General features: G+C 40.6%; 22 protein-coding genes. 15 read left to right on the top strand and 7 right to left on the bottom strand.

Annotation, left to right across the window (positions count from 1 at the left end; all coding sequences use genetic code 11):
- Positions 1–3: 3 nt before the first annotated feature.
- The 3 genes from SDEL_RS11340 to SDEL_RS11330 are packed head-to-tail and all read left to right on the top strand — an operon-like array spanning position 4 to position 3,002.
- The gene (locus tag SDEL_RS11340) at positions 4–1,335 is read left to right on the top strand and encodes an alanine/glycine:cation symporter family protein (protein WP_012858004.1); all 1,332 of its coding nucleotides are present in this window, start codon (positions 4–6) and stop codon (positions 1,333–1,335) included.
- A 6-nt stretch (positions 1,336–1,341) separates the two neighbouring features.
- Positions 1,342–2,463, top strand: coding sequence for a metallophosphoesterase (locus tag SDEL_RS11335; RefSeq protein WP_012858003.1), 1,122 nt, complete (start codon positions 1,342–1,344; stop codon positions 2,461–2,463).
- Entirely contained in the window at positions 2,460–3,002 is a 543-nt protein-coding gene (locus SDEL_RS11330) for a hypothetical protein (protein ID WP_012858002.1), read from the top strand. Before SDEL_RS11335 ends, SDEL_RS11330 begins: the two co-directional genes overlap by 4 nt.
- Here the strand turns inward: SDEL_RS11330 and SDEL_RS11325 are convergent.
- On the bottom strand, positions 2,999–3,616 hold the full coding sequence (locus tag SDEL_RS11325) for a class I SAM-dependent methyltransferase (RefSeq protein ID WP_012858001.1): 618 nt from the start codon (positions 3,614–3,616) through the stop codon (positions 2,999–3,001). The genes SDEL_RS11330 and SDEL_RS11325 overlap by 4 nt on opposite strands.
- Positions 3,617–3,699: 83 nt before the next feature.
- Here SDEL_RS11325 and SDEL_RS11320 point away from each other — a divergent pair, with 83 nt between their 5' ends.
- From SDEL_RS11320 to tsaD, 4 genes are all read left to right on the top strand, one after another.
- Positions 3,700–4,293, top strand: coding sequence for a hypothetical protein (locus SDEL_RS11320; RefSeq protein WP_012858000.1), 594 nt, complete (start codon positions 3,700–3,702; stop codon positions 4,291–4,293).
- Between the two features lie 63 nt (positions 4,294–4,356).
- Positions 4,357–7,197, top strand: a complete 2,841-nt coding sequence (locus SDEL_RS11315) for a cache domain-containing protein (RefSeq protein ID WP_223295820.1) — start codon at positions 4,357–4,359, stop codon at positions 7,195–7,197.
- A 28-nt stretch (positions 7,198–7,225) separates the two neighbouring features.
- Positions 7,226–7,972 carry a M15 family metallopeptidase gene (locus SDEL_RS11310; protein ID WP_012857998.1) on the top strand — a complete coding sequence of 249 codons (747 nt, stop codon included), beginning with the start codon at positions 7,226–7,228 and terminating at the stop codon, positions 7,970–7,972.
- Complete coding sequence (tsaD, locus tag SDEL_RS11305) at positions 7,969–8,973, top strand: tRNA (adenosine(37)-N6)-threonylcarbamoyltransferase complex transferase subunit TsaD (protein ID WP_012857997.1); 1,005 nt, start codon at positions 7,969–7,971, stop codon at positions 8,971–8,973. The genes SDEL_RS11310 and tsaD overlap by 4 nt, the downstream gene beginning before the upstream one ends.
- Before the next feature lie 3 nt (positions 8,974–8,976).
- On the opposite strand, the gene SDEL_RS11300 is transcribed toward tsaD, so the two are convergent.
- Genes SDEL_RS11300 through SDEL_RS11290 form a run of 3 tightly spaced genes read right to left on the bottom strand, consistent with a single transcriptional unit; the run spans position 8,977 to position 10,918 of the window.
- The gene (locus SDEL_RS11300) at positions 8,977–9,750 is read right to left on the bottom strand and encodes a UDP-N-acetylmuramate dehydrogenase (protein ID WP_012857996.1); all 774 of its coding nucleotides are present in this window, start codon (positions 9,748–9,750) and stop codon (positions 8,977–8,979) included.
- A 1-nt stretch (position 9,751) separates the two neighbouring features.
- The gene (fliQ, locus tag SDEL_RS11295) at positions 9,752–10,018 is read right to left on the bottom strand and encodes a flagellar biosynthesis protein FliQ (RefSeq protein WP_012857995.1); all 267 of its coding nucleotides are present in this window, start codon (positions 10,016–10,018) and stop codon (positions 9,752–9,754) included.
- A 3-nt stretch (positions 10,019–10,021) separates the two neighbouring features.
- Complete coding sequence (locus SDEL_RS11290; RefSeq protein WP_041666639.1) at positions 10,022–10,918, bottom strand: menaquinone biosynthesis family protein; 897 nt, start codon at positions 10,916–10,918, stop codon at positions 10,022–10,024.
- A gap of 294 nt (positions 10,919–11,212) precedes the next feature.
- Between SDEL_RS11290 and recA the strand changes: the two genes are divergently transcribed.
- The 4 genes from recA to SDEL_RS11270 are packed head-to-tail and all read left to right on the top strand — an operon-like array spanning position 11,213 to position 14,515.
- The gene (recA, locus tag SDEL_RS11285) at positions 11,213–12,250 is read left to right on the top strand and encodes a recombinase RecA (RefSeq protein ID WP_190275683.1); all 1,038 of its coding nucleotides are present in this window, start codon (positions 11,213–11,215) and stop codon (positions 12,248–12,250) included.
- A complete protein-coding gene (gene eno, locus SDEL_RS11280; protein WP_012857992.1) occupies positions 12,247–13,518 on the top strand; it encodes a phosphopyruvate hydratase in 1,272 nt (423 codons plus the stop codon). The genes recA and eno overlap by 4 nt, the downstream gene beginning before the upstream one ends.
- Entirely contained in the window at positions 13,515–13,793 is a 279-nt protein-coding gene (locus tag SDEL_RS11275) for a hypothetical protein (protein ID WP_012857991.1), read from the top strand. The genes eno and SDEL_RS11275 overlap by 4 nt, the downstream gene beginning before the upstream one ends.
- Positions 13,794–13,810: 17 nt before the next feature.
- Positions 13,811–14,515 carry an AMIN domain-containing protein gene (locus tag SDEL_RS11270; protein ID WP_012857990.1) on the top strand — a complete coding sequence of 235 codons (705 nt, stop codon included), beginning with the start codon at positions 13,811–13,813 and terminating at the stop codon, positions 14,513–14,515.
- A 43-nt stretch (positions 14,516–14,558) separates the two neighbouring features.
- Here SDEL_RS11270 and SDEL_RS11265 read toward each other — a convergent pair whose 3' ends face one another.
- From SDEL_RS11265 to topA, 3 genes are all read right to left on the bottom strand, one after another.
- Positions 14,559–15,845 carry a citrate synthase gene (locus SDEL_RS11265; RefSeq protein WP_012857989.1) on the bottom strand — a complete coding sequence of 429 codons (1,287 nt, stop codon included), beginning with the start codon at positions 15,843–15,845 and terminating at the stop codon, positions 14,559–14,561.
- Between the two features lie 77 nt (positions 15,846–15,922).
- A complete protein-coding gene (locus tag SDEL_RS11260) occupies positions 15,923–16,774 on the bottom strand; it encodes a biotin synthase (protein ID WP_012857988.1) in 852 nt (283 codons plus the stop codon).
- A 60-nt stretch (positions 16,775–16,834) separates the two neighbouring features.
- Positions 16,835–18,919: a type I DNA topoisomerase gene (gene topA / locus SDEL_RS11255; protein WP_012857987.1), complete on the bottom strand. Its 2,085-nt coding sequence runs from the start codon at positions 18,917–18,919 to the stop codon at positions 16,835–16,837.
- Positions 18,920–19,057: 138 nt separating this feature from the next.
- Here topA and SDEL_RS11250 point away from each other — a divergent pair, with 138 nt between their 5' ends.
- The 4 genes from SDEL_RS11250 to SDEL_RS11235 all read left to right on the top strand — a co-directional run bounded on the left by SDEL_RS11250 (position 19,058) and on the right by SDEL_RS11235 (position 25,753).
- Positions 19,058–20,503, top strand: coding sequence for a flagellin B (locus SDEL_RS11250; protein ID WP_012857986.1), 1,446 nt, complete (start codon positions 19,058–19,060; stop codon positions 20,501–20,503).
- A gap of 102 nt (positions 20,504–20,605) precedes the next feature.
- Positions 20,606–22,489 (top strand): motility associated factor glycosyltransferase family protein, encoded by a 1,884-nt coding sequence (locus SDEL_RS11245; RefSeq protein WP_012857985.1) that lies wholly within the window; start codon positions 20,606–20,608, stop codon positions 22,487–22,489.
- The gene (locus SDEL_RS11240; RefSeq protein WP_012857984.1) at positions 22,486–24,504 is read left to right on the top strand and encodes a glycosyltransferase family protein; all 2,019 of its coding nucleotides are present in this window, start codon (positions 22,486–22,488) and stop codon (positions 24,502–24,504) included. Before SDEL_RS11245 ends, SDEL_RS11240 begins: the two co-directional genes overlap by 4 nt.
- Positions 24,497–25,753 (top strand): hypothetical protein, encoded by a 1,257-nt coding sequence (locus SDEL_RS11235; protein ID WP_012857983.1) that lies wholly within the window; start codon positions 24,497–24,499, stop codon positions 25,751–25,753. Before SDEL_RS11240 ends, SDEL_RS11235 begins: the two co-directional genes overlap by 8 nt.
- Positions 25,754–25,757 lie beyond the last annotated feature (4 nt).

The raw sequence follows: 25,757 nt of genomic DNA, 5'->3' as shown, positions 1-25,757 counted from the left end.
AAAATGGAAATGATAGAAAAAGCAGTTGCTACCCTTTCGGGTATTGTATGGGGTGCACCCATGCTGGTTTTGTTAGTCGGAACAGGACTCTATTTAACGATTTTGTTAAAAGGGATGCAATTTTGGGCATTGCCTCATGCGTTGAAGCTTATTTTTCATAAAGAGCATGATGGTGAGGGAGAAATTAGCCATTTTGCAGCACTGATGACAGCATTGGCGGCAACCGTAGGTATTGGTAATATTGTCGGTGTTGCTACGGCGATTACGCTAGGTGGACCAGGGGCAGTTTTTTGGATGTGGATGACAGGTTTAGTGGGTATGGCAACCAAATACTCTGAGGCAGTTTTGGCGGTAAAGTATCGTCAAAAAGGGCATCATCATGGGTATAAAGGTGGACCAATGTACTACCTAACCTATGGTTTAAATATGCCTCGCCTTGGTATGGCATTTGCGATTTTTACAGCGATTGCGGCGTTTGGTATTGGCAATATGACACAAGCCAATGCGGTTGCGACCATTTTAGAGACACAAATGAATGTACCGACATGGGTAACAGGCGTGGTTCTTTTAACGTTAACAGCGGTTGTTATTTTAGGAGGCATTAAATCCATTGGTCGTTTTACCTCCTTTTTAGTACCATTTATGATTTTGATTTATGTTGCCGTTTCTCTAGTGATTTTAGGGATGAATATGGACAAAATTGGGAGTGCGTTTGGGCTTATTTTCTACCATGCGTTTAATCCAATCGCTGCTGGAGGCGGTTTTGTGGGTGCAACGATGGCAGCGGCGATTCGTTACGGTGTAGCACGGGGAGTATTTTCCAATGAATCAGGTTTGGGCTCCGCACCGATTGCGGCGGCGGCTGCTAAAACCAACGACCCTGTACGTCAAGCGTTGGTGAGTATGACGCAGACATTTATCGACACCTTAGTTGTGTGTACAATGACGGCTTTAATTATTCTTATTTCACCGTATTGGGAACAAGGGGTAAGCCCAGGAACCATCACGATGGAAAGCTTTAAGCTTTATCTGGGTTCTTTTGGTGGGTATGTGGTGATTTTATCTACCGTTTTATTTGCCTACTCCACTATTTTAGGATGGAGTTATTATGGTGAAAAAGCGTTTGAATACCTTTTAGGGGAACGCTTTGTTCGTTTGTATCGGGTTTTATTTATCGCAGGTGTGATGGTGGGTTCTATGATGAAGTTGGAGTTTGTATGGAACTTTTCAGACCTCACCAATGGTTTGATGGCGATTCCAAACCTCATTGCGCTGATTTTATTGTCTAAAGTGGTTTCAAGTGAGAGCAAGCGTTATTTTGAGACACTAAAATAACAGACCATGTTTCGTCTCTCTTTTGCTCTGGTTGCGATTGCTGTTTTATCGCTCATTAATTTTTACAGTTATCGACGTTTTATCAAGCGTGTGGACATGTTATCAAACGTCCACACTCCGTTAAAATGGGGAATGATAGCGATCACTCTGTGTGAGATTTGCTACTTTTTAGTGTTGCGTTTAGACAGTTTAGATCCTTTCTTCTATGCCCTATTTTCAGCGATGATAGGTGTGTCGTTTATGCTCTTTTGTGTGGCACTGCTGTACGATTTGTTTCATCTTCCTTATTCTAAAATACCACAGGATTACTCCAGACGGCTCTTTTTAAAAATGGTGTTTGATGTGACCATGCTTTTGTTAGCTCTTTCGTACATGGTGAAAGGATTTTTCAATGGGATGAAAGCTCCTGTCATTAAAGAGGTAGAGGTGAGCATCGTTGGGCTAGGCAAAGAAGTCAGTGTGGTGCAGATAAGCGACGTGCATATTGGTAAAGTGTTAGGCAAAGCGTTTATGGATGAACTTGTCGCACAGGTTAATAGACTGGATGCTGATATTGTAGTGATTACGGGGGATTTGGTCGATATGCCCGTACGTGAGATTGGGGATAAACTCGATGCGCTTCGAAGTGTTCAAAGCCGTTTAGGGGTCTACTTTGTTCCAGGAAATCATGAATATTTTTATGGGGTTCATGGGATTATGGAGCACTTAGAATCCTTAGGGGTAGAGGTGCTCTCCAACCGCTCACTGATGATTGATCATCGTTTCAATCTTGTCGGTGTGAGCGATATGATAGGCAAACGCTTTGATTTTTTACCGCCTGATTTACCCAAAGCCTTTTTACATGTAAACAACGAATTACCCACTATTTTGCTCTCACATCAACCTAAAATTGTCAAAGAACTCAAGGATGAAAAGATTGATTTGATTCTCAGTGGGCATACCCATGGCGGACAAATTTTTCCTTTTGGGCTTTTGGTGCTCCTTGACCAGCCCTATCTGAGTGGTCTTTATCAGCATTCAAAAACAACCCAAATTTTTGTCAGCAATGGGGCAGGATATTGGGGACCTGCGGTGCGTGTGATGGCACCGAGTGAAATTGTAAAACTAACCCTAAAGCCTCACGTATGAAATCTTTTTGCGCTTTACTCTTCATCGCACTGCTTTTTACAGGGTGTAGTGTCAAACAAGAAGCCTTACATGTAAAACGAGATGGCATAGAAAAACTGACCAACGATTTGATGCTTTTGGGTAATAGTGTACGCTACGAAGAGGCACGTTTGTTGGCGTATGAGGCATTAACCTATCCGCATGTTTTAGCCAAACGTTATGCGCTGGTAAGCCCACCCACCTTTCATAATTTTCTCATCAATACAGGACTCAAAGAGCGAGGACTCTGCTATGAATGGAGCGAAGATATGATGGCGCATCTGAAAAAAGGGCGTTATGAGAGTTTTGATTTGCGTTGGGGTGTTGCCAATAAAGGTGAGTTTGATGAGCATAACAGTGTGGTCGTTGTCGCAAAACACGCTCCCTTTCAAAACGGTCTTTTACTCGATCCATGGCGCAATTCAGGTGAGTTGTATTGGGCAAGGCTCGATGAAGACCCTGAATATCACTGGGTCGAAAATAAAGAACGCAGTTTATACTTTGGAACCCTTCAGCCCTAATCCTCTTTTGTTTTCTCAATCACCATGCGGATGACACTGGCTTCTCCTACATGTTTTGTCCCTTCTTCTAGCCTAATGACCTCTTGAGAGAGTTTACGGATGAGGCAAGGAAGGGATTTTAAAAGATGGCTGAGATGATTAATGTCGTACAAAAGGTCTTCATCCATAGGTCCTCCGCTTTTAAAATGGCGTTGGCTGGTACTAAAAAACTCGCCAATAAAAACGCCTTTAGGTTTGAGGGCGTCTATGATTTTTTCAAAAAGAAGCTTTTGTTCAGGTTTTTGAAGATGCAAATAGCTACACACGATGGCATCATAACTCTCTTTGCGTGGCGACCAGTATGCAATAAGGGTATGGCATAGCGTAATGGCGACATAGCGCTCTTTTGCTAAGTGGCGTAGTCTAGAGAGTGCGACAAACGAGGCATCTAGGGCTTCAACATGAGGGATACCTTGTTCGGCTAAAAAAAGAGCGTTTCTGCCTTCGCCTTCTCCTAGACATAAGACACGCTTAGCCTTTTCCATACGATAAAATTGTGATTCAATAAACGCATTGGGCGCTTCACCATAAAGAAGCCGTCCTTTGCTAAATTTTTCATCCCAGAGTGCTTGCATCCTATTCCTCTTTTAAATGAACTGTATCAAGGAAATTCTCTTTACATTGTACTACAATGTGAAAAAACTACAAGGGAAAAAAGATGAATTATCCTGCTTTTTTTGACACGGTTTCCTCAATCACGCTTTATGACCCGCTCTCTGAGCTTTTAGGTGCGTTTGAAGAGGGGAAGGTATGTGTGAGCTACTTGGATGTGGTCAAAAGTGCTGGGCATAGTTGTCCTACGATTGCTGGGGCGTATTTGATGGTGCGTGAAGGGTTAAAAAAACTCTATCCTGACACCTTGCCTGTGCGTGGAGAGATAGAGGTCTTTTTTAAAGAGGGAATCGAAGAGGGAACCACAGGGGTCGTTGCGAATGTCTTTTCGTTTATAACCGGTGCAACAGATGTGTGGGGGTTTAAAGGGTTAAGTGGACATTTTTCACGTACGCAACGTATGCATTTTAAGGCTCCTATATCTTTACATGTAAAGATGAAGCGCTTAGATACTGGCGTGGAAGTGAATGTGGCGTATGACCCTAACTCGATTCCTTTTGATCCTCGTGTATCAGCACTGATGCCAAAACTTTTTACATCCCTACTCACTCCTGAAGAAAAAGCTTTGTTTGCTACATTATGGCAAGAAAGGGTTGCAAAAATTTTAGAAAATTTTGATAAAGTAATACTCCTACAATAATTTCTTCTGGAGTAGCCATTGTTAAGCAAAAACAAACAACATATTGTCAAATGGATTGTTTTTTTGCCAATAGTAGCCGTTTTGCTGACATTTGTTATTTTATTAACAATGGTTATCTCTATGGAGCAAACTGACTATGAAAAATCTCTTGAACAAGCCAGAATTTCGTATGTGAAACGCTCTAAAATTCAAGCGCAAGAACGTATTGATAAGTTGATTGATTATATTAACGTCAATGAAAAACTTTTGCGTGAAGAAGCCGAAGAAGAGATCGCCAATATGGTTGATTTGGCACATAGAATCATGGTAGATATTTACAATGAAAACCCAACATTACCTCGTGAAAAAATCATCCAAAAAATCAAAGACAAGCTTAAAGATGTTCGATTTTTCAATGACTTGAGTGGGTATTATGCCTTGTTTGATTTTGAGGGAAAATGTGTCATGCATGGACTCGATGAGTCACTTGAGGGTAAAAATATGCTCAATTACCAAGATAGGGATGGTTATTTTTTTATTCAAGAGATGATTGCGCATCTTAAAGAGAGTGCTTCGTATGCCATGACATGGCGTTGGAAAAATCCCACGGATGCGACTCATCGTAAAAAGATAGGCTATGCAAAACGCGTTGAGCCTTTAAATCTTTTTATTGTAAGTGGTCGCTACGAAGATGCGATTTTGGAGAAGATTAAAAAAGAGACACAAAAAGTGCTTTTAAATACACGCTATGGAGAGCATGGCTATATTTTTGCGTATGATTATGAGGGCAATACCATTTCTCATGGAGACCACTCCTTTGTAGGAAAAAACAGACTTAATGTCGTGAGTGACAATCAACTGGTTATTCGAGATATCGTTGTAGGGGGAAAGCTGAATGTTGAGGGCTTTTTTATGCACTACATTGCCTCGTATCACCCTTTGGATAAAGATAGACAAAAAGTCTCTTTTATTCGTCCTATTCCGCAGTTTGAATGGGTGGTGGGTACAGGCACGTATCTTTTAGAAGAGAACAATGCCTTTTTGGAACAAGCAAAGATGCTTAAAACCAAAATGCAAACGACCATTGCGAATTTAGTCATTATCTCTTTAGTGATTATGTGTTTGATTATTGTGATGATGTTTCTTATCTCTGTTAAACTGCGTTCTTTATTGGCACGTTATGAGAACCACTTACTGCTCAATAACAAACAGATTAAAGAGCAAAAGATGGTTTTTGAAACCTTGTATCAAAAATCAGCGGATGGCATTTGGCTTTTAAAAGAGGGACTTTTTATTGATTGCAATGAAGCTATTATGAAAATGTTTAAAACCACCGATAAACAGAAGTTGATTAACGTGAGTTTAGCCGATTTGTCACCTGAATTTCAGCCTGATGGGCAAAGCTCGTATGAAAAATCCAGATGGATGAACTCCATCGCTTCTAAAGAGGGCGTTCATAAGTTTGAATGGTATGCCAAAGCCTGTGATGGAACGTTGATATGGATTAGTGTGGTGATGACAACGGTGATGATGAATAAGGGTAAAATCCAACACTGTTCCATCCGTGATATTACCGCACGAAAAGCGCTTGAAGAAGAGAATAAAAAACAGAAAAAACTTTTGATGCATCAAGTCGAACATGATATTTTAACAGGACTTCCTAACCGCAATCTGCTTCAAGACAGGCTCACCCAAGCGATTAAGAAAGCGAGTCGTGATGGCAAGGTTTTGGGCGTTATGTTTGTGGATGTGGATAAATTTAAAAATATCAACGACTCCCTCGGACACGATGCGGGGGATATGCTTTTAAAAACGATTGCCAAACGGATGCAGCATAGTATTCGAGAGACTGATACGGTTGCACGTTTGAGTGGAGATGAGTTTATCGTGCTTTTAGATGGGTGCAAAGATGTCAATGATATTTTTGTGGCGATTAAAAAGCTTATCAATGCTTTTCAAGAACCATTTATATTTGGAAATGAGAGTTTTAAAGTGACGATGAGCATCGGGGTGAGTGTCTATCCCAACGATGGTGAATTGGCGAGTAAATTGCTTAAAAATGCCGATATCGCGATGTATAAAGCAAAATCTCAAGGGCGAAACCGTTACATCTTTTTTGATCAAGAGATGAATCAAGAGACTAACGAGCATTTAGAGGTTGAAAAGAGTTTGCATAAAGCCCTTGTCAATCAAGAATTTGTACTGCATTATCAGCCTCAAGTCAATTTAAAATCGGGAAAAATTATAGGCTTTGAGGCGTTGCTTCGATGGAAACATCCTAAAAGGGGATTAACCGCACCGGGCTATTTTATTCACGTGGCAGAAGAGAGCGAGTTGATTATTGAGATTGGAAATTGGGTGATTAAAGAGGTCATGCGCCAGTTAAAAGAGTGGCATGACAAGGGGTTGCGTCCAGGTAAAGTAGCCATTAATATTGCAGGGAAACAGCTTGAATCCAACCATCTTATTGCGTTTATTTTACAAAATCTCAAAGAAAGCGGGTGTCGTCCAGAGTGGATTGAGCTAGAGATTGTAGAGCGGTTTATTATGAAAGATGCCACCAAATCCATCGCCCTTTTGAAGCGCTTTAGGGAGCTTGGGCTTGACATTTCCATTGATGATTTTGGCACAGGACACTCCTCTTTGGCATACTTGAAAGAGTTGCCTATCACAAAGTTGAAAATTGACCAAAGCTTTGTGCAGAATTTAGAAAATAGCAGTGAAGATAGAGCGATTGCTCGAACGATTATCGAGTTAGGTCGAGGTTTGGGCTTGGTCGTTTTGGCTGAGGGCGTAGAGACGAAGGCGCAAAAAGAGTTGATTCATAGTAGCGGGTGTGATTTGATTCAAGGCTATGTCTTTAGTAAACCTGTGGATGCTAAGAGCGTTGAAGAGATGTTGAAAAATCAATCTCACATGCTATAATGTAAAGAAATCATCACATAGGGTTTGTATGCAACGAAGGGATTTTTTAGGACTTTTGGGGATAGGTGTTTTGAGCAATGTGGCGTATGGGCAGAGTGAGCTATCCAATGATATTTGGCTCACCAAAGAGCAAGTACCTCTGTTTACATCGGTGTTGTATAAGCTTCAATTAGTGGAACGCACCGTAGGTCATGCCAATTTTAATTTGATTTCTTTGGATGAAACCCTTAAAATCGCAAAAAATTATCCCAACATTGAACCTTTTAGCCCCGCTGAATTGGCGTACATCGAAGAGGTATTTTACACAGACCCCATCAAATATGGCTTTTACGGTAAGAAAACCATTGAAAATATGAGCGATACGATTGATAAAAAAGAGGTCATAAAGATTGGTGGTTCGGGGCATTATGTTTTTCGTGAGTATGCACCACTGCTGGAGCGTTTAGTTAAAGATGTGGGCAATACGCTGATTTTAACCTCAGGTGTTCGTAGTATGGTCAAACAACTCTGTTTACATTTGGAAAAAATAGAGCGTGAAAAGGGCAATATTACTCTAGCGACGCACTCTTTGGTTCCTCCTGCATACTCCTATCACTCCATTGGAGATTTTGACGTGGGGAAAAAGGGTTGGGGACATCAAAATTTTACGTCAAATTTTGCTCGTACAGAGGAATTTTGGCAGTTGCAAAAGCTCTCTTATGTTTCGATGCGCTATACCATTGGCAATGGCGATGGGGTGCGTTTTGAGCCGTGGCATATAAAGATTGTCTCATGATTTTAAGTATCGAAAGTAGCTGTGATGATAGCTCGATTGCCATCACACGCATAGAGGATAAAAAACTACTTTTTCATAAAAAAATTTCCCAAGATGAAGAACATGCCAAGTATGGTGGCGTGGTACCAGAACTGGCTGCGCGTCTTCATGCGATCACTTTACCTAAGATTTTAGAAGAGACACAACCCTATTTTGAGGCACTTAAAGCGATTGCGGTGACCAATGAGCCAGGACTTTCGGTGAGCCTTGTTGAAGGGGTGAGTATGGCAAAAGCGCTGAGTGTGGCGCTCCATCTTCCTTTGCTAGGTATCAATCACCTTAAGGGGCATATCTGTTCTTTGTTTATTGAAGAAGAGACACGTTTTCCGATGGATGTTCTGCTCGTCTCTGGAGGACACACACAGCTTTTACATGTAAAGAGTTTAGAGCAGATTGAACTGCTTGCGACAACGATGGATGATAGCTTTGGTGAGAGTTTTGATAAAGTGGGAAAGATGTTAGGACTTCCCTACCCTGCGGGGGCGATTATTGAAACGTACGCTCAAAAAGGGGATGCGAAGTGCTTTGATTTTACCATTCCTTTGCAAGGAACCTCCTCTTCGATGCTGGCTTTTAGCTATTCCGGTTTGAAAAATCAAGTCAGACTTTGCATTGAGGCGCAAGAGAGGATGGATGAGCAAATCCTGTGCGATATTTGCGCTTCGTTTCAGCGTGTCGCCGTAGCGCATTTAATGCAAAAAATAAAAAAAGCGTATCAAGCGCGAAAAGTAGAGCACTTTGGCGTGGTTGGTGGAGCGAGTGCCAATCTCTATTTGCGGGGGGAACTTGAGCGTTTTTGTGCCTCTAAAAAAGCGCAACTTTACACCGCTAAAATGGCATTTTGTTCCGATAATGCTGCGATGATTGGCAGATGTGGTGTGGAAGCTTATCAAAAAGGTGTTTTTGTGAGTTTAGAAGAGTTGAAAGTGCGTAGCTCTTCTAAGGATATCTTTTACATGTAAGCATTAGAGGATGATAATTTCCTCTTCGAGTTTTACACCAAAGCGTTTTAAAACCTCTGCTTTGACTTCCGTGATGAGTGCAAATGCTTCTTCAAAGGTTCCCCCTCCTGTATTGACCAAAAAGTTGGCGTGCATAGGGCTAAACATCATCGCACCAAAGCGTTTACCTTTAAAGCCAGCCTCTTCAATAAGTTTACCCGCATAGTGTCCCACAGGGTTTTTAAAACAGCTTCCAGCACTTGCTTCTTTGGGTTGGTTATCCCGCATTTTTTTAAACATAGCAAGGAGATTTTCATCAAATCCCTCTTTACATGTAAAGGTCGCTTCATACACAATCCCTTCAATGTCCGCAAAGCGGTAGCCATAGTTTATCTTAGATTTTTCTATCCACCCCTTTTCGGTGCGAATGGCGATAAGATGGTTAAAAACTTCCCACTCTTTAAGCCCCGCATTCATAGCAACCATACCGCCTAGGGTTCCGGGGAGTTTTTGCATCAATTCAAAACCTGCGAGATTGTGTTTTTTGGCAAAGGAGAGCATTTTTCCACTCGGTGTGGCACCACCTACATGTAAAACATCGCCCTCTTGAACAATAAAGTCAAACGCTTTGCCAAGCATAGCAAGCGGTGGGGGAGTTGGGCTTACAAGAAGGTTATTTGCGCCACCGATGATGATGTGATTTTTTGGAAGGGGTTGGGGTTTTTCAAGGAGTAAAACATCCACACTCGGACCAATTTTTATGCTGGAATAGCTGGAGAAATGAATGGTTTTTGTCATATTAAAAAAGGAAACTTGGAATCATATCGAATAAGCGAGTGGTAAACTCTATCATCATATTCATCATCCATGGCATGGTAAAAATGGCAACCACAATGGTAATTAAAATCTTAGGAACAAAACTGAGTGTGGATTCGTTGATTTGGGTCACGGCTTGAAAAATACTAATAGCAAGACCTGCTATCATCCCAGCAAGAAGCATGGGTAAAGAGAGATAAAGCGCTATTTTAAAGGTTTCAACGCCCAGTCCAATCAGTTTGGCTTCCATGCTTTAGCTCATTCTTAATGTTTCGTATTCGTGAGGAATCAGATACTCTTTAGCCTTGATGCATTGATCGTAAAAACCATGTTTATACCCAAGTTCAAAAAGGGTATCAATCGCTTCATATTGCACATCACTCATCTCGATAGAGTGTGCGTTGGCATAGAGCCCCAAATAGGTTTTAAGGGTCGCATCATCGACTCTGACAAGGTTTCGCTCCAGCAGCATTTTAGAGAGTACGTGTTGATGGGTGTGAGCAACATCAACTGCTTTAATGAGGCTTTTTTCACAGGTAATGGCTTGTAATAATGGCATAGAACGGCGCAATGCCATGCCACCCAGTGGGAGAGGAAGCTCTTTGCCTTGCGTTAAGCTTTTCCAAATATCCCATATCTCACGCTCCACAACAAGGGTATCATTAAAATTTAAAATACTCTCGTGAATTAAAACCCCTGCATCGACTTCGCCACTCAAAACGGCATTTTCAATCTCTAAAAAGTTTTTATAGACAATGCGTGCTTCAGGATAAGCAATTTTAAACAAAAGGGCGTTGGTCGTGTGTGTACCACTGAGCGCTACTTTAAAATTGCGTTTGAGTTTGGTCTCTTTTCTCTTGACCAGTTTGGGACCATACCCTTCACCAAAACTCACCGCCGTGCGCAAAAGGGCATAATCGTTTCGAATTTTAGGGTACAACGCAAAGCTAATTGCACTGATATCATAGGTGGTTTTCAAGGCTTCAACGTTGAGGGTTTCAATGTCTAAGGCGATATTTTCAAAGCAGACATCGCCTGTGTCCACCCAGCCAAATTTGATGGCATAATACATAAAAATATCATCAGCATCAGGGGAGTGTGCTACGCTAAGTGTTCTCACAAAAATCCTTACATGTAAATCTTTTGGCATTGTAACATATTGCAGATTGAAATATTTTGAGCCTCTTTTTTGATTTTTGACTACAATCGCTTCAAAGGGCTTTTTCAAGCTCGAAATGATAAAATAATAGCACTAGACTTCTTTCATAACCCATTGGAAAAAGAGTATCGCTTATAGCACATCACTTTTTAAAACTAAAAATATCGCCATAGCTTTGGCTATGACTCAATTTTGAGTTTTAAAAATTAACGCACTCTTAGCAAACTCTTTATCTTTTCAAGGGTTATGAAAGAAGTCTACTATGAAATGAGGGGTCCCATGCAAATCGATGAAAATAAGAGAAAAGCACTCGAACTTGCGATAAAACAGATTGATAAGGCATTTGGAAAAGGTGCGCTTGTCAGACTTGGTGATAAGGTGGTTGAACCCATTGCTGCCATTAGTACAGGTTCTATTGGGCTTGACTTGGCTTTGGGGATTGGCGGTATTCCACAAGGTCGAATTATTGAGATTTATGGACCTGAAAGTTCGGGTAAAACAACTTTATCCCTTCAGATTATTGCCGAGGCGCAAGCTAAGGGAAGTATTTGTGCGTTTGTGGACGCAGAACACGCACTCGATGTAAAATATGCAGGTAATTTAGGGGTTGATATTGAAAATCTTTTGGTCTCTCAGCCTGATTTTGGTGAACAAGCGTTAGATATCGTTGAAACCCTTGCACGCAGTGGCGCTGTGGATGTAATTGTTGTGGATTCGGTGGCGGCACTCACTCCTAAGAGCGAGATTGAGGGCGATATGGGTGATACCCACGTAGGACTTCAAGCGAGGCTTATGAGTCAAGCCCTTCGTAAGCTGACCGCTGTTGTGCACAAAATGAATACGACGGTGATTTTTATTAACCAAATTCGTATGAAAATTGGAACGATGGGCTATGGTTCTCCTGAAACCACCACAGGTGGAAATGCACTTAAATTTTATGCTTCTGTGCGTATTGATGTGAGAAAAATTGCGACACTCAAACAAGGTGAAGAGCAAATTGGTAACAGAGTCAAAGCCAAAGTCATTAAAAACAAAGTCGCTCCTCCGTTTCGTCAAGCAGAGTTTGATATTATGTTTGGCGAAGGCATTTCCAAAGAGGGTGAAATTGTTGATTATGGTGTAAAGCTCGATATCATCGATAAAAGTGGTGCGTGGTTTAGCTATAATGAGACTAAATTGGGGCAAGGACGTGAAAATGTCAAAGCCTTCTTGAAAGAAAATAAAGCACTTGCTTTAGAAATTGAAGAAAAAATCAAACAAGCCATCAGTGGCAATGCCATGGTGATGGCATGTGGCGTTGATGATATAAAGGAAGATGAATGATCTATATCGAAGATATAAGCGCAGATGAGGTACTCGATAGCCGTGGAAACCCAACCGTTCGAGCACGTGTCAGTTTAAGTGATGGTACGGTTGCAAGTGCCATTGTTCCTAGTGGTGCCAGTACCGGTAAGCGAGAAGCTTTGGAGCTTAGAGATGCGGACAGTCGCTATATGGGCAAAGGCGTGCTAAAAGCATGTGAACATGTCAACACGGAGATTTCAGATGAGCTTATTGGTTTAAGTCCATTTAATCAAGCCTTCATTGATGAAACAATGAAAAAACTTGACGGTACAGATAATTATGGTCGCTTAGGTGCGAATGCTGTTTTGGGTGTTTCTATGGCAGTGGCTCGTGCTGCAGCGCAGAGTTTAGGTGTGCCTTTGTATCGCTATTTAGGTGGCGCAAATGCGATGACACTTCCCACCCCGATGTTTAACATCATTAACGGTGGAAGCCATGCGAATAACAGCGTTGATTTTCAAGAGTACATGATTATGCCTCTAAACTTTGAGACTTTTTCTGAAGCCTTGCGTGCGGCAACAGAAGTGTATCACCACTTGAAAAAAATTATTGCTTCTATGGGTGAGAGTACCGCTTTGGGTGATGAGGGTGGTTTTGCTCCTAATCTTAAAGACAATGAAGAGCCGATTAAAGTCATTATGGAAGCGATTGCAAAAGCGGGTTATACCGCAGGTAAAGATATAGCGATTGCCCTTGATGTCGCAAGCAGTGAATTGGTGTGCGAGGGTGGATACAAACTAGAGTCTGAAAATCGTGTCTTAAGCAGTGCAGAACTGGTGGCGTATTATGAAAATCTTTGCGCAAAATATCCGATTGTTTCGATTGAAGATGGTTTGAGCGAAGATGATTGGGATGGTTGGAAGCTTTTAACTGAAAAATTGGGCTCAAAAGTACAACTCGTCGGTGATGATTTATTTGTAACCAATACGAAAATCTTAGCAGAGGGCATTGCAAAAGGGATTGGTAATGCAATTTTGATTAAACCAAATCAAATTGGAACCGTTACAGAGACGATGCAAACCGTTCGTCTTGCTCAACGCAACAATTATAAATGTGTGATGAGCCATCGAAGTGGTGAGAGTGAAGATGCGTTTATCGCTGATTTTGCTGTAGCACTCAATACCGGTGAAATCAAAACAGGTGCAACCGCACGTGGTGAGCGAACGGCAAAATACAATCGTTTATTGGATATTGAAAATGAAGTCGTTTATGGCGAGTATGTAGGAACAAAACTTTTTACTAAATGAGTGATGTTTTAGACGAATTTGACAAAGAAGTAAAAGGGGAGGGCAGAGGTGATTCTGCCCTTTTTTATTTAAAACTTATCTCGCTGATTGTTGCGGTTGTGGGTTTTGGTTTATACATCGGGGATGTTCTTTTTGGGAAGAGTTCTTTAGATGTGTTACTCAATTTACAAGCGGACAAAGATACCTTAAGCGAAAAAATTCAAAGCCTCAAAGAAGAGAATGCTGTTTTACAAAAAGAGTATTTTGAATTACGGCAACTTGACCCAGACCGATGATAGACAAAGGAGCGTTTATGTGGAAAATTTTCTTGCTTTTTCTGTTTCTAATGGTACATCTTGAGGCAAGAGAAAATCCTTTTGAGTCTCCTGTATCGAGTGCTGAAGTTGGTAAAATGACGGATATTGAGGAGAGAAGTGAGGATTTTGAAAGCGTTTCAGTAGAGCTTCCTAGCACTGCACGGATTTTGAAAAGTGTGACGGTTGCGTTCCAAAATATTGATGGTTCCATCGCAAAAGAGGAGCGTCAGATTGACCAAAATATAGACTGGCATTTGCCTCTTATCTTAGCACCCAAAGCATCAAAAACAGTAGCACCTCTTCTCGAAAAAAAAGCAGATACTTCACTTATAACATCGCTTAAAGCGACACCATCAAAAGCGACGCCTTCTTTAGTCACTCACACCAATACCCCTAAAGAAGAGGCATCCTTACTTCTTGCAAAAGGTATCACGTATCGTGTGCATGGCCGTGAGATCACCTTTTTGACACAGGATGAAAAACTGCGTGATTTTTTAATCGCAGATCCGTATAAAATTGTTGTTGATTTTAAAAAGAGTGCTGCTTTTTCAACCAAAACGGTTCTTTTGCATCAAGCGCCTTTTGTTTCTATGACACTGGGGGATCATAAAGATTTTTATCGGGTTGCTATTTTATTGGATGGTCATTATCGTTACGACATAACAAAAACTGAGAGTGGTTATCGCATTACATTAAAATAAAAGAAGGGTTACATGTAAGAAGTGCTTCTTACATGTAAAACGATTAAAGCTCAAATTTTGGTGTTCGCTCGACAGGTCCAATGTAGTGTTGGCGAGGGCGTGCGATTTTCATATCGGGTTGTTCTTTGAGTTCAATCCACTGCGCAACCCAACCAGGGGTTCTTCCAATCACAAAAATAACGGCAAACATCTCTTTTGGAATTTTAAGCGCTTGTAAAATAAGCCCTGAGTAAAAGTCAATGTTAGGGTAGAGCTTACGTTTAATGAAATACTCATCATTTAAAGCAATTTCCTCAATACGGTGTGCCACAGCCATAAGTTCAGTATCAATTGAGAGTTCATTGACCAATTTCTTTTGAAGATTTTTCAAAATGGTTGCACGTGGATCAAAGTTTTTATACACCCTGTGCCCAAATCCCATCAGTCTAAAAGGATCATTTGGGTCTTTGGCTTTGGCAATGTATTTATCAACATTATCAACCGTGCCAATTAATTCTAATTGACGAATGACGGATTCGTTCGCTCCACCATGCGCTCGTCCCCAAAGCGCACCAATACCCGCACTAATCGCTGCATAAGGGTGCGCATGGGTTGAAGCCACAACACGTACCGAGGTCGTAGACGCATTTTGTTCATGATCGGCATGGAGCGTAAAAATGGTATCGAGTGCTTGAACTTCGATAGGTTTTAAATCAATATGGTGGTGCGGATAGCCTCGTAACATATACAAAAAGTTTTCCGTAAAGCCTTTATCCAAATCAGGATAAATAATAGGTAATCCCTGAGAATAGCGATAAGAAAACGCTGCAATCGTAGGAATTTTGGCGACAATGCGATGCGCCATCTCTTTGGCTTCTTTGGGTGAATCCATATCCAAATGGTCAAAATAAAACGTAGAAAGCGCAGAAACCGCCGCTGATAAAATAGCCATAGGATGTGCATTATCAGGGAACGCATCAAAGAGTTTACGCATACTTTCGTGGATAAAAGAGCGTTTTTTGAGTTCCGCTAAAAAGTTTTTATACTGCTCTTTGGTTGGTAATTCTTTGTGCAAGAGTAAATAAGCCGTATCTAAAAATGATTTTTTGGTTGCAAGATAGGCGATATCATAACCTCGATACATCAATTTGCCAATATTGCCATCAATGTAGGTGATTTGAGAGCGACAACTTGCCGTTGAGGTAAACCCACGATCTAAAGTAAACATGCCTGTGTTGGCATAAAAAGAGGATATGTCTACAACGTCAGGCCCAAGGGTTGATTTGAGAATAGGAAACTCGTGTTCTTCTCCTGTACGGTTATCAATAAGGGTAACAGAATCTTTACGCATACACATCCTTTACAAAACTCGAACTTATAAGTGAAATTTATTATAGCAAATTTTATTTTGCTTGAAATGATTATTTTTTACACCGCATGATGACAGAGTTCTGCGACACTGTATCCTAAGTGTTCTATCATCACTCTATCTTTTTGGGGCGCTTCCCCTTTGGTCGTCAAATAATCTCCAACAATAATCGAATCCGCCCCTGCTGCAAAAATATCACACGTTGGACTAAAGGTTTGCTCACGTCCTCCTGCTATCATTAAAACGCTCTCTTTAGGCAGTTTGGCTTTAAATGTTTTAATAATTTCAAGTGCTTCTGCTTCGCTTAAAGGGTTTGCTTTGAGTGGCAAGGCAGGATTTGAGATATAAAAATTAAGAGGAACAGTTTCAGGGGAAAGTTCACAAATACTTTGGAGTAAAGAGGCTCTATCCGCTTCACTCTCTCCTAGACCGATAATGCCTCCTGTAAATAAAAAGAGTCCTGCTTCTTTTACATTCAAACAGGTTTGGTAACGCCCTTCCCATGTATGCGTGGTACAGATATGAGGGTAAAACTCTTTGGAACTCTCTAAATTATGGTTATACGCATTGACTCCCGCTTCTTTGAGGGCTTTGAGTTGCTCAACACTCGCCGTTCCATTACACGCGATTAAAAGAAGATGTGGAAGTTCGCTTTTTACCGCACGAGCCGCTTCGCAGACGAAGGAGAGTTTTTTATCATCCAGTCCAAGACCTGATGTGACCAAACAAAAACCAAGCGCACCGTTTTGTGAAGCGCATTTGGCTTCGTGAACAATCTGCTCAATGGCTTTGTACTTGTAGCGTTCAATATCAGCGTTATGGTGCGCACTTTGGGTACAAAATCCGCAATCCTCCGCACAACTTCCACTGGAAATATTGCAAATAGAACATAAAAAAATAGGTTTTTTCATTAGGTATTTTTCCTTACATGTAAAAATAGGTGAGATGGTTTTGGAAGAGAAAAAGAGTGCTTACGCCTCTTCTTTGTGTTTGCATTTAATGCATTCATATATCTCTTTTTTACGCAGTTCTCGTTTTGCCATAATGTAACCGCATTCTGGGCATTTTTTATCGGTTGGTTCGTAATTGGAGATAAATTTACATTTGGGGTAATTGCCACAGCCAAAGAATTTTCCCCTACGTGAGCTTCGCTCAATAATCTCTCCCCCACATTCAGGGCAAGGCACACTCAGTGTTACTTTTTCTTTAGGAGCACTTTCACTGACTTTTTTAAGGTTTTGGGTGTATTTACATGTAGGATAAGTACTACATGCTATAAACTCCCCAAAACGCCCTTTTCTTCGCACAAGCTCTTTGCCACATTCAGGGCACATTTCGCCTGTGAAAACGATGACTTTTTGGCTTTGAATCTCCGTTTTTCCTTTGGCAACTTGCGCATCAAAAGGCTCATAAAAATTCCATAAAATTGCCTGCCAATCCTCTTTGTCCTCCGCAATTAAATCCAGACGCTCTTCCATAGTTGAGGTAAAAGAGGAGTCCACAATTTGCGGAAAGTGTTGTTCTAAAAGCTCCGTGACTTGAAACGCCACTTCGGTAGGGACAATCTGTTTCTTTTCAATATTAATGTAATCCCTAGCACTTAAAACCGAAATCGTCGGTGCATACGTGGAAGGTCTGCCAATGCCAAGGCTTTCTAGTTTTTTAATCAAACTGGCTTCTGAGTAGCGAGAAGGTGGCTCTGTAAAGTGTTGATTGGCATCGAGTTTGCTTAAGGTTACCTCTTGTTTGAGCGCTAAATCAGGAAGCAATTTATCTTTATCGTTGTCACCATAGACTTTGTAAAAGCCATCAAACAGGAGTTTTCGTCCACTGGCTTTAAATTTACCACTCTGGCTTTCAAAAATAAGGGTTTGGCTCTCAAAACGGGCATTGTTCATTTGAGACGCTAAAAAGCGGTTGTAAATGAGTGCGTAGAGCTTAAGCTCATCTGGGGCTAAGTACGCACTGGCAATGGCTGGGGTAAACTCTAAAATGGTCGGGCGAATCGCTTCGTGTGCTTCTTGAGCACCTTTGCTTTTGTTGGCATAAAAACGTGCTTTTTCAGGCAAATAGGTTTTGCCGTATTGGCTTAAAATTTGCTCACGTGCCGCTTCAATCGCCTCTTTAGAAACGTTTAAAGAGTCCGTTCGCATATAGGTAATAACCCCTTGCACCCCTTGATGGGTTTTAACACCCTCATAAAGGGTTTGCGCCAGCATCATGGTCTTTTTAGGTGAATACCCCAAAGCGCTTGAGGCACTTTGTTGCAAGGTTGAGGTCATAAAAGCAGGACTTGGGGAGCTTTCACGCTCTTTTTTCTCCAAAAGTGCGACATGAAAGGCTTCTTTTAAGAGTTTTTCTTTAATGGCATAGGCACGCTCTTGATTGCCAATGCTCATTTTTTCAATTTTTTCACCCTCAAACTCTACCAAAGAGGCTTCAATGGTTTTATTAAAAAGTGCGTCAATGCTCCAAAATTCTTCCTCTTTAAAGGCTCGTATCTCTTTTTCTCTATCGACCACAATTTTAAGCGTGGAGGATTGCACACGTCCCGCACTTAAACCTTTTTGAATTTTGGAGGAGAGTAAGGGGGAGAGTTTGTAGCCTACAATTCTATCAAGCAAACGTCTAGCTTGTTGCGCGTTAATGCTACTCTCATCTAAAATACGAGGATTTTCCAGCGCATGAGTGATGGCGTTTTTGGTAATTTCGTGAAAAACAATGCGTGGCAAGCTTTTTGGGTCTTTGCCAATAGCCGTGGCAATGTGAAAACCAATCGCTTCACCCTCACGGTCCTCATCGGTTGCGATATAGACTTGATCGGCTTCTTTGGCAAGCTCTTTAATCTCTTTGACCACACTCGCATGATCTTTAGGTACACGGTACTCTGGAATAAAGGTTTGGTTATCTATTTTTATACCAAAACTGCTTTTGGGAAGATCGCGAATATGCCCTTTTGAGGCGACAACGGTATAGTTTTTACCTAAAAAATTTTTAATCGTTTTGGCTTTAGTGGGTGATTCCACAATAATGAGATTTTTCAATGATTTTTCCATCTTTACATGTAAACGTTTTTTCGTATTCTATCGAAAAAAAAAATCTATGCCAACCGCTAAAGTTTTTTTTTGAGGTGTCGATCTTGTTTTCATCAAAGGCAAGGAAGCCCGAGAAATAAAACGATAAAAGGATTTATCATGCGTATTAACACTAACGTCTCTGCTCTTGCAGCACAAACCAATCTTTCTAAGACTAACAGTGCTCTAAGCAGTTCTTTGTCTAAACTCTCTTCAGGTTTGAGAATCAACACGGCGGCTGATGATGCATCAGGTATGTCTATTGCGGATTCTCTTCGTTCACAAGCAAACTCTTTAGGTCAAGCGATTGCCAATGCGAATGATGGTGTATCTATCGCTCAAATTGCAGACGGTGCGATGGATGAACAGATTAAAATTCTTGATACCATCAAAACCAAAGCAACCCAAGCAGCGCAAGATGGACAGAGTGCTAGTTCACGTAAAGCCCTTCAATCAGACATCTCTAAATTGATGGAAGAGCTTGATATGATTGCAGGTACGACTTCTTTCAACGGTAAAAACTTGCTTTCAGGAACATTTACGAATGCAGAGTTTCAAGTTGGCGCTTACAACAACCAAACGGTTAATATGAGTATTGGTGCCACTAGTTCTGATAAAATTGGTCAAACTCGTTTTGAAACCAGTGAAATGGGAACAACACTGGGTGCTCAAACTATTGTATATACTGATGCAAATGGTACAGCAACAACATTTGAAACAGCCATTGTAAGTACCAGCGCAGGCACAGGTATTGGTGCAGTGGCTGCCGTTATTAACAAAAACTCTGAAGCAACAGGTGTTACTGCAAGCTGGAGTTTAACCCAAACAGGTACTGCAGCAGTTGCATCAGGCACTGTAACAAACTTAACCATCAATGGAACTGTTGTTGCAGCATCTTTAGATGTTGCAGACAATGATAGTACAGGTGTATTGATTGATGCGATTAATCAATACAGCGCGACTACGGGCGTAACTGCAAGTATTGACCAAGAGGGTCAGTTAGAGCTTACTTCAACCGATGGTAGAGCAATTCAGGTCGCCGGTCTTGCAACAGTTGGTACTATCGCAGATGGTACGTCTACTGGTCGTTTAACCTTGACAAAAGCGGGTGCTGCCGATATCAATATGACTATCACAAACTTTGCGACAAGCAATGTTGCGAGTTTAGGTTTAAGTGATATGATGGGTGAAATTAGTGCAGCTAACGCAGAAGCAATTGGTGCATTTACGAGTGATAATGCTTCAGGTTCTGGTCAAAAATTAACTGCGGGTGTTACTACTTATGCGGGTGCTCAAGCGATGATTAAAATCGCTCAAACAGCGCAAGAGAAACTTGATAGCGTTCGTGCGGACATCGGTTCTGTTCAAAATCAGTTGACATCAACCATCAACAATATCTCTGTCACACAAGTAAACGTAACATCAGCGGAATCTCAAATCCGTGACGTTGACTTTGCTGAAGAGTCTGCAAGCTTCTCAAAATATAACATCATGGCGCAAGCTGGAAGTTATGCTTTAAGTCAAGCAAACTCTACACAACAGAATGTATTGAAATTGTTACAATAGTAACAATCTTCTCTCTAAGGGTAGGTGGGGCAACTCATCTACCCTTTTTTTGTAGGTATAGTTCTTGCTTTTAAAAGGGCTACGTGACACAAAAGGTGAACCATGGCTTTGTATGAAAAAAATTTCTCAGCACTTTTGTTAAAAAATCCTTCTCTTGCCCATGTACTAAGTCGCCTGTCTTTAGAAATTCCGTATGAGATTTTTATGGAAAATGAAGCGCTTGAAACGCTCAATCTCATCCATACAACAACGTTTGCACCTTTGTATGCGACCAAACCACACGTTGTTTTAGAAGTGCAAAAAGAGCAGTTTAACGTCTTTCAAGAGTACCCCTACCTTTACTTTTTTGGAATGGGCAATGGGGCATTGTTGAAACACCTTTTGGCAAACAAAAAACACCAACGCATTGTGGTCATTGAGCCTGAGCCATATATCATCCACATTCTGTTTCACTTGATTGATTTTTCAGAGGAGTTAAACAGTGAACGCTTGATACTTCTTGGAAAAGATGAGCTTAATTTTCCTATCATTTCCACACTTTTTAGTACCTTTGAGACACAGCGTTACGCAAAGCTGTATGATTTACATGTAAATGGTGCGTTTTATGAGATACATGAAGAGCTCATCCTTCAGTGCAATCGTCTGTTTTTGGAGTGTTTGCAACAAAACGTGCAATTTGCTGGCAATGATATGCACGACGCACTTGTGGGGGTGGAGCATCATTTTATGAACCTTCCTTTAATGCTTACTACACCTCCTTTGCTTCAGTTTTTTAAACGAGCTAAAACGACTGAGGTAGCGGTCTTAGTCTCTACCGGTCCTTCTTTGGCAAAACAGTTACCGCTTTTGAAACAGATGGTACCGTACATCACGATTTTTGCGGTGGATGCGAGCTTTCCTGTTTTAACACGCTATGGGATTAAGCCCGATGTGGTGGTCTCTATGGAACGCATTCCTTTAACGGGGCGTTTTTTCAAAGAGACGCCCAAAGAGGCGTTTGAAGGCGTTATTTTTTCTCTAAGCTCCTTGCAACACCCTGAGGTAGTGGGAAGCATAAAAGCTGGGATTATGCAGATGAATATGCGTCCTTTTGGCTATATGATGGAGACAGGTGCGCATGCGTGGGGGTATGTGGGTATTGGGATGAGTGCGGCGAATAAAGCGTATGAACTTATTTACCACAGTGGCTTCAAAACCTGCGTGCTCATTGGGCAAGATTTGGCGTACAGCGATGAGGGCAAAAGTCACTCAGCAGGGCATGTGTTTGGTGAAGATGAGGTCAAACATAAAGCAGGCGATGGCTATACTGAGCGTTACGGTGGTGGTGGGGTCATCAAAACCACGGCGGTGTGGAACTGGTTTCGAGCCTTTTTTGAAAAAGATATCGCCGAAACCAAAGGGCGTATGCAAACCATCAATGCCACGGAGGGTGGTGCTCGCATTTTTGGAGCGATGGAACGTCCGTTTGCTGAGGTGATGGGGGCGGTAGATAAAAGCAAGACCAAAAAGCCCATTGAATTAACACCTCTTAGTGAAGGAGAACTTAAGCGTGTGCAGCACGAAGTGGCGCAGAAGGTTGAAGCCATAGGCTCTTTTTTAGCAGAGCAGAGGGCAAAAGCAGAAGAACTTTTTTTAAAAACCGCAGTGCTGTGTGAAGCCTTAGACGCACATGAAAATGTGGAAATGAAGCGATTAGAAGCTCTTGAAGTAGAGATTTTGGAATTTCGTAAGGGAGCAAGAGAAGAGCGTTTTGAACGGTTAATTTGGCATGTGGGACAATCCATGCTTTTGGTGCAAGAGATGGAACTTGCCCGCATTGAAGTGCGTTTTACATGTAATGATGCGGAACGCTATGAAAAGCTTACGTTATGGATACACGCCCATAAAGGGTGGCTGTTTGCGCTTGCGGGGTGCATTGATGCGATTCAGGTGGCGATGGAGCGTAAGGGAAGCCACTATAGTCATACATCTGAGGTAAAGGCATGAATGTGATGATAGATGATGCGTATGTTGCAAAACTCGCTGAAGTGCTCTCTCATCCCTTGGATTTTGAGACATTTGAAGGTGTTTTACGCTCCAATATGCCTGAGCTTTATAAGCGTTCAAGCGTGAGCGGAACATTGCAATGCTCCCATGAACATGTGATAAATCTTTTGCAAGCCTTACGTGTTCGGTTGTATGGGTATCTTAAAGAGGGTCACCTTCTAGAGAATAATTATATTAATCTGTGGTTTTTATTTTCTCAAACGCCCTTGGTGCAGGATGCAACATTAAGCTCCTTTATAGCCTTACTTGAGCAGAGTTATGCGACGTATGATGTCACTCAAAAAGAGTGTTTTATCTTTGCGCATCTTTTGTTCGTTTTAAAAATGGCAAATGGCGAGGGAGTAAAGTGTTTGTCGTGGTTTATGGGGGAGCACCTGTGGTTTGATGGAAAAAGTTATCATCTCATGGATGCCAATGCCAAAGCCCTAAGAAGTTTTTGTGAATCGTTTGAAATCCCTGTGGAATGGGTGATTCAAGGCTTAGCAGACTCGTTGGACATAGAGCGTTTTTTAAAAGCAAACTATGCGACTCGTATGGGGATTGGTACATGGATACTCGGCTTTTTTTGGCAAATCAAGGGGTTTGAAAATCATGCTTCTTGGAGAGATATTTTATACCCCGTTTTGAAGCAACTCTTTGTTACATGTAAAGAGCGTGGGATGATGGAGGAGGTGATGAATTTGCACTTTTTAATGAGTCATATTGTCACCAATCGTATTCAAACACAAGAAGAGATGAAAGCATTTAACATTGAAATTGAAGAAGAGGCAAGTGCTTTTTATGCCAAATGGGCGGAAGAACAGAAGCTTCCTTTGCCTAAAATATCTTTACATGTAAAGAAGAAAATCGCATTGGTGAAAGATAGAATCGTGGAGAATTCTCCTTTTAAGGTCGAGTTTTCGCTTCTTAGTGCATTGGCGGAGGATAAAGATTTTAAGGAAAAATACGAATTAGTTGTTTATTCGATGGCAATCATTGAAAAAAGTCTAGACGATGAAAAATGCATTGAAAGTATCCGAAATTTGGGCTTTGATGTAAGATGTGTTGCGTTTGAGAGTCTCAACCTCGCAAATAATTTTCAAAGCCATTTAACACGGGCTTTAGCGATACGTAATGATATGCAAAAAAATGAAATTGACACCATGATTGTAGCCAATAACAACACGCCCATTGCGAGTTTTTTATTGAGTTCAAGAAGTGTAGAAAAACAGATATTTTGGAGTCATGGAAATTTTGAGTATGATGTGCTGGGAATCGATAAGAGAATGAGTCATTTTTCAGCAGAAACAAAATTTAAGTTTAGTCTATTTGACATTCCTATTTTAGAACAATTTTCAAATCCTCAGAGTGATTTTTTTGAAAAAGAAGCCATTAAGATACGTAAAAAATGGACTGGAAAGCGTATCCTTGGAAGCATTGGGAGGTTGATTAAGATAGATAGTGATATGTATCTTGAAGCACTTTCAAAAATACTTAACAATAATCCAAATACGATCTATCTTGCCTGTGGAAAAGGAGATATGCAGAATATTCGTGAAAAGCTTATTCGTTACAATATAGACGAAGAGAGGTTTATTTTTACAGGTTTTGTGAATCCTCATCTTTATGGTTATGTTATTGATTATTATTTAGATACGTTTCCCCTGCATTCAGGGGAAGCATTGAATGAATACATAGCAAAAGGGCGTGTTCCTTTGATTTTATTAAATAAAAATCATATTGCAAAAGATGCTTATATTAGGTTGGGTATGTTGGATTCTCTTGAGAAAATACATGCATTTAGCGTGGAAGAGTATGTCAAAATAGCCAATTACATTTTAAGTGATGATACTATTTTTGAAAAAGTGAAAAAAAATATGATCCTTTTTGCAAAGCAGGTAAGTGAAAAACTTTTAGAGATTAAAAAGACAGTTGATGACTTTGTAAACATTGTAGAAGAAGTAAATCATGCGTAAAGATGGTTTAATTATTTTAGAAGAAGAATACACGCCAATTGCATCGGCTTTAAAAACATTAAAACACAGTTTTTTGGTCAAAATTGTTGGATTTTTTGGAGCTTTAATTTTTATGGTTGCTTTGCCAGTGGTTGGATTATTGAATGTAGTATTCCCTGTGAAGAAAAAACGTGTTATGGTTGGAACACATTCTCTTGTCAGCAATATTCACTATAAACATCTGCTCAATGGAGCTTTGGCTGATTATGACATTGAAATTTTTGTTTTTACCGATTGGCTAAATGAACCTTCTTATTATGATATTCAAGCAAAAGATATTTTGCCAAAATGGTTGATGTGTTATGATGTTTACTTGCTCTCTCCTTATGTTGTATTTATTTGGGCGATGCGTCGTTATAGAGGATTTTATTGGCATCTTGATGGTGCTATTTTAGAGAGAACTGCGTTGTGGCGGTGGGAGCCGTTGCTTTTAGAATTATTTTCTAAGAAAGTTATCATCCAGGCCTATGGATCAGATCAGTGGACTTTATTGCAAAGTACGGATAATATAAATTTTAAATTTGGACTCTCAAGATTTAGAAAACGTTATTTTATGATGGATTTTAAACGCATAGAAAGAAGTTATATGTGGGCACAATATGCTCATTTAATAGCTGGAGATATACGCTATTTGCCTCGCGTTAGTTCCTTTAGTATGGCACATTTTTATGTAGATTTGGATCTTTTGCCTTATAGATATAATGAAAATATGGATAAAATTATTATTGCTCATTTTGCTAATCATCGTGAGCGAAAAGGCTCTTATGCCATTGAAGCGATTTGTGAAGAGCTTAAGGCTGAGGGATATGCGATAGAGTATAGGAGTATTTATGGGGTCAGTCGCCAAGAAGCACTGAACATTTTAGATGAGTCTCATATATTTATAGAACATCTTTTTAATGGCGTTATGGGAACAGGAGCCCTTGAAGCAATGGCAAAAGGAAATGTAGTCTTGACAAATTTTGATCAACGTTTGATCGATTTTTGTTTAGTTCAAAATTATACGTTTTATGCTCCATTTTTTAAAGAAATGCCTATGGTAAATGTGAATGTTTATACACTTAAGCAAGCGTTGGTCTCACTCATAGAAGATAAGGATACGTTAAAAAAACGAATTGAAGATTCTCGTAAGTTTGTTGAGCTGAGTAGCAAACGGGTTGTTGATGGTTTTAAAAATGAAAGTATGATTAAACAAATTTTTGAAGATTAAAGGA

This window comes from Sulfurospirillum deleyianum DSM 6946 (assembly GCF_000024885.1).
GTDB classification, from domain to species: domain Bacteria; phylum Campylobacterota; class Campylobacteria; order Campylobacterales; family Sulfurospirillaceae; genus Sulfurospirillum; species Sulfurospirillum deleyianum.
The sequence above is the reverse complement of the archived record's forward strand: the minus strand, read 5'-3'. Positions and strand labels throughout refer to the sequence as shown.

Bases quoted from the DNA above. Each gene is read 5' to 3' on its own strand.
- SDEL_RS11340 (WP_012858004.1), top strand. From the start codon at position 4: ATGGAAATGATAGAAAAAGCAGTTGCTACCCTTTCGGGTATTGTATGG.
- SDEL_RS11335 (WP_012858003.1), top strand. From the start codon at position 1,342: ATGTTTCGTCTCTCTTTTGCTCTGGTTGCGATTGCTGTTTTATCGCTC.
- SDEL_RS11330 (WP_012858002.1), top strand. From the start codon at position 2,460: ATGAAATCTTTTTGCGCTTTACTCTTCATCGCACTGCTTTTTACAGGG.
- SDEL_RS11325 (WP_012858001.1), bottom strand. From the start codon at position 3,616: ATGCAAGCACTCTGGGATGAAAAATTTAGCAAAGGACGGCTTCTTTAT.
- SDEL_RS11320 (WP_012858000.1), top strand. From the start codon at position 3,700: ATGAATTATCCTGCTTTTTTTGACACGGTTTCCTCAATCACGCTTTAT.
- SDEL_RS11310 (WP_012857998.1), top strand. From the start codon at position 7,226: ATGCAACGAAGGGATTTTTTAGGACTTTTGGGGATAGGTGTTTTGAGC.
- tsaD (WP_012857997.1), top strand. From the start codon at position 7,969: ATGATTTTAAGTATCGAAAGTAGCTGTGATGATAGCTCGATTGCCATC.
- SDEL_RS11300 (WP_012857996.1), bottom strand. From the start codon at position 9,750: ATGACAAAAACCATTCATTTCTCCAGCTATTCCAGCATAAAAATTGGT.
- fliQ (WP_012857995.1), bottom strand. From the start codon at position 10,018: ATGGAAGCCAAACTGATTGGACTGGGCGTTGAAACCTTTAAAATAGCG.
- SDEL_RS11290 (WP_041666639.1), bottom strand. From the start codon at position 10,918: ATGCCAAAAGATTTACATGTAAGGATTTTTGTGAGAACACTTAGCGTA.
- eno (WP_012857992.1), top strand. From the start codon at position 12,247: ATGATCTATATCGAAGATATAAGCGCAGATGAGGTACTCGATAGCCGT.
- SDEL_RS11275 (WP_012857991.1), top strand. From the start codon at position 13,515: ATGAGTGATGTTTTAGACGAATTTGACAAAGAAGTAAAAGGGGAGGGC.
- SDEL_RS11270 (WP_012857990.1), top strand. From the start codon at position 13,811: ATGTGGAAAATTTTCTTGCTTTTTCTGTTTCTAATGGTACATCTTGAG.
- SDEL_RS11265 (WP_012857989.1), bottom strand. From the start codon at position 15,845: ATGCGTAAAGATTCTGTTACCCTTATTGATAACCGTACAGGAGAAGAA.
- SDEL_RS11260 (WP_012857988.1), bottom strand. From the start codon at position 16,774: ATGAAAAAACCTATTTTTTTATGTTCTATTTGCAATATTTCCAGTGGA.
- topA (WP_012857987.1), bottom strand. From the start codon at position 18,919: ATGGAAAAATCATTGAAAAATCTCATTATTGTGGAATCACCCACTAAA.
- SDEL_RS11250 (WP_012857986.1), top strand. From the start codon at position 19,058: ATGCGTATTAACACTAACGTCTCTGCTCTTGCAGCACAAACCAATCTT.
- SDEL_RS11245 (WP_012857985.1), top strand. From the start codon at position 20,606: ATGGCTTTGTATGAAAAAAATTTCTCAGCACTTTTGTTAAAAAATCCT.
- SDEL_RS11240 (WP_012857984.1), top strand. From the start codon at position 22,486: ATGAATGTGATGATAGATGATGCGTATGTTGCAAAACTCGCTGAAGTG.
- SDEL_RS11235 (WP_012857983.1), top strand. From the start codon at position 24,497: ATGCGTAAAGATGGTTTAATTATTTTAGAAGAAGAATACACGCCAATT.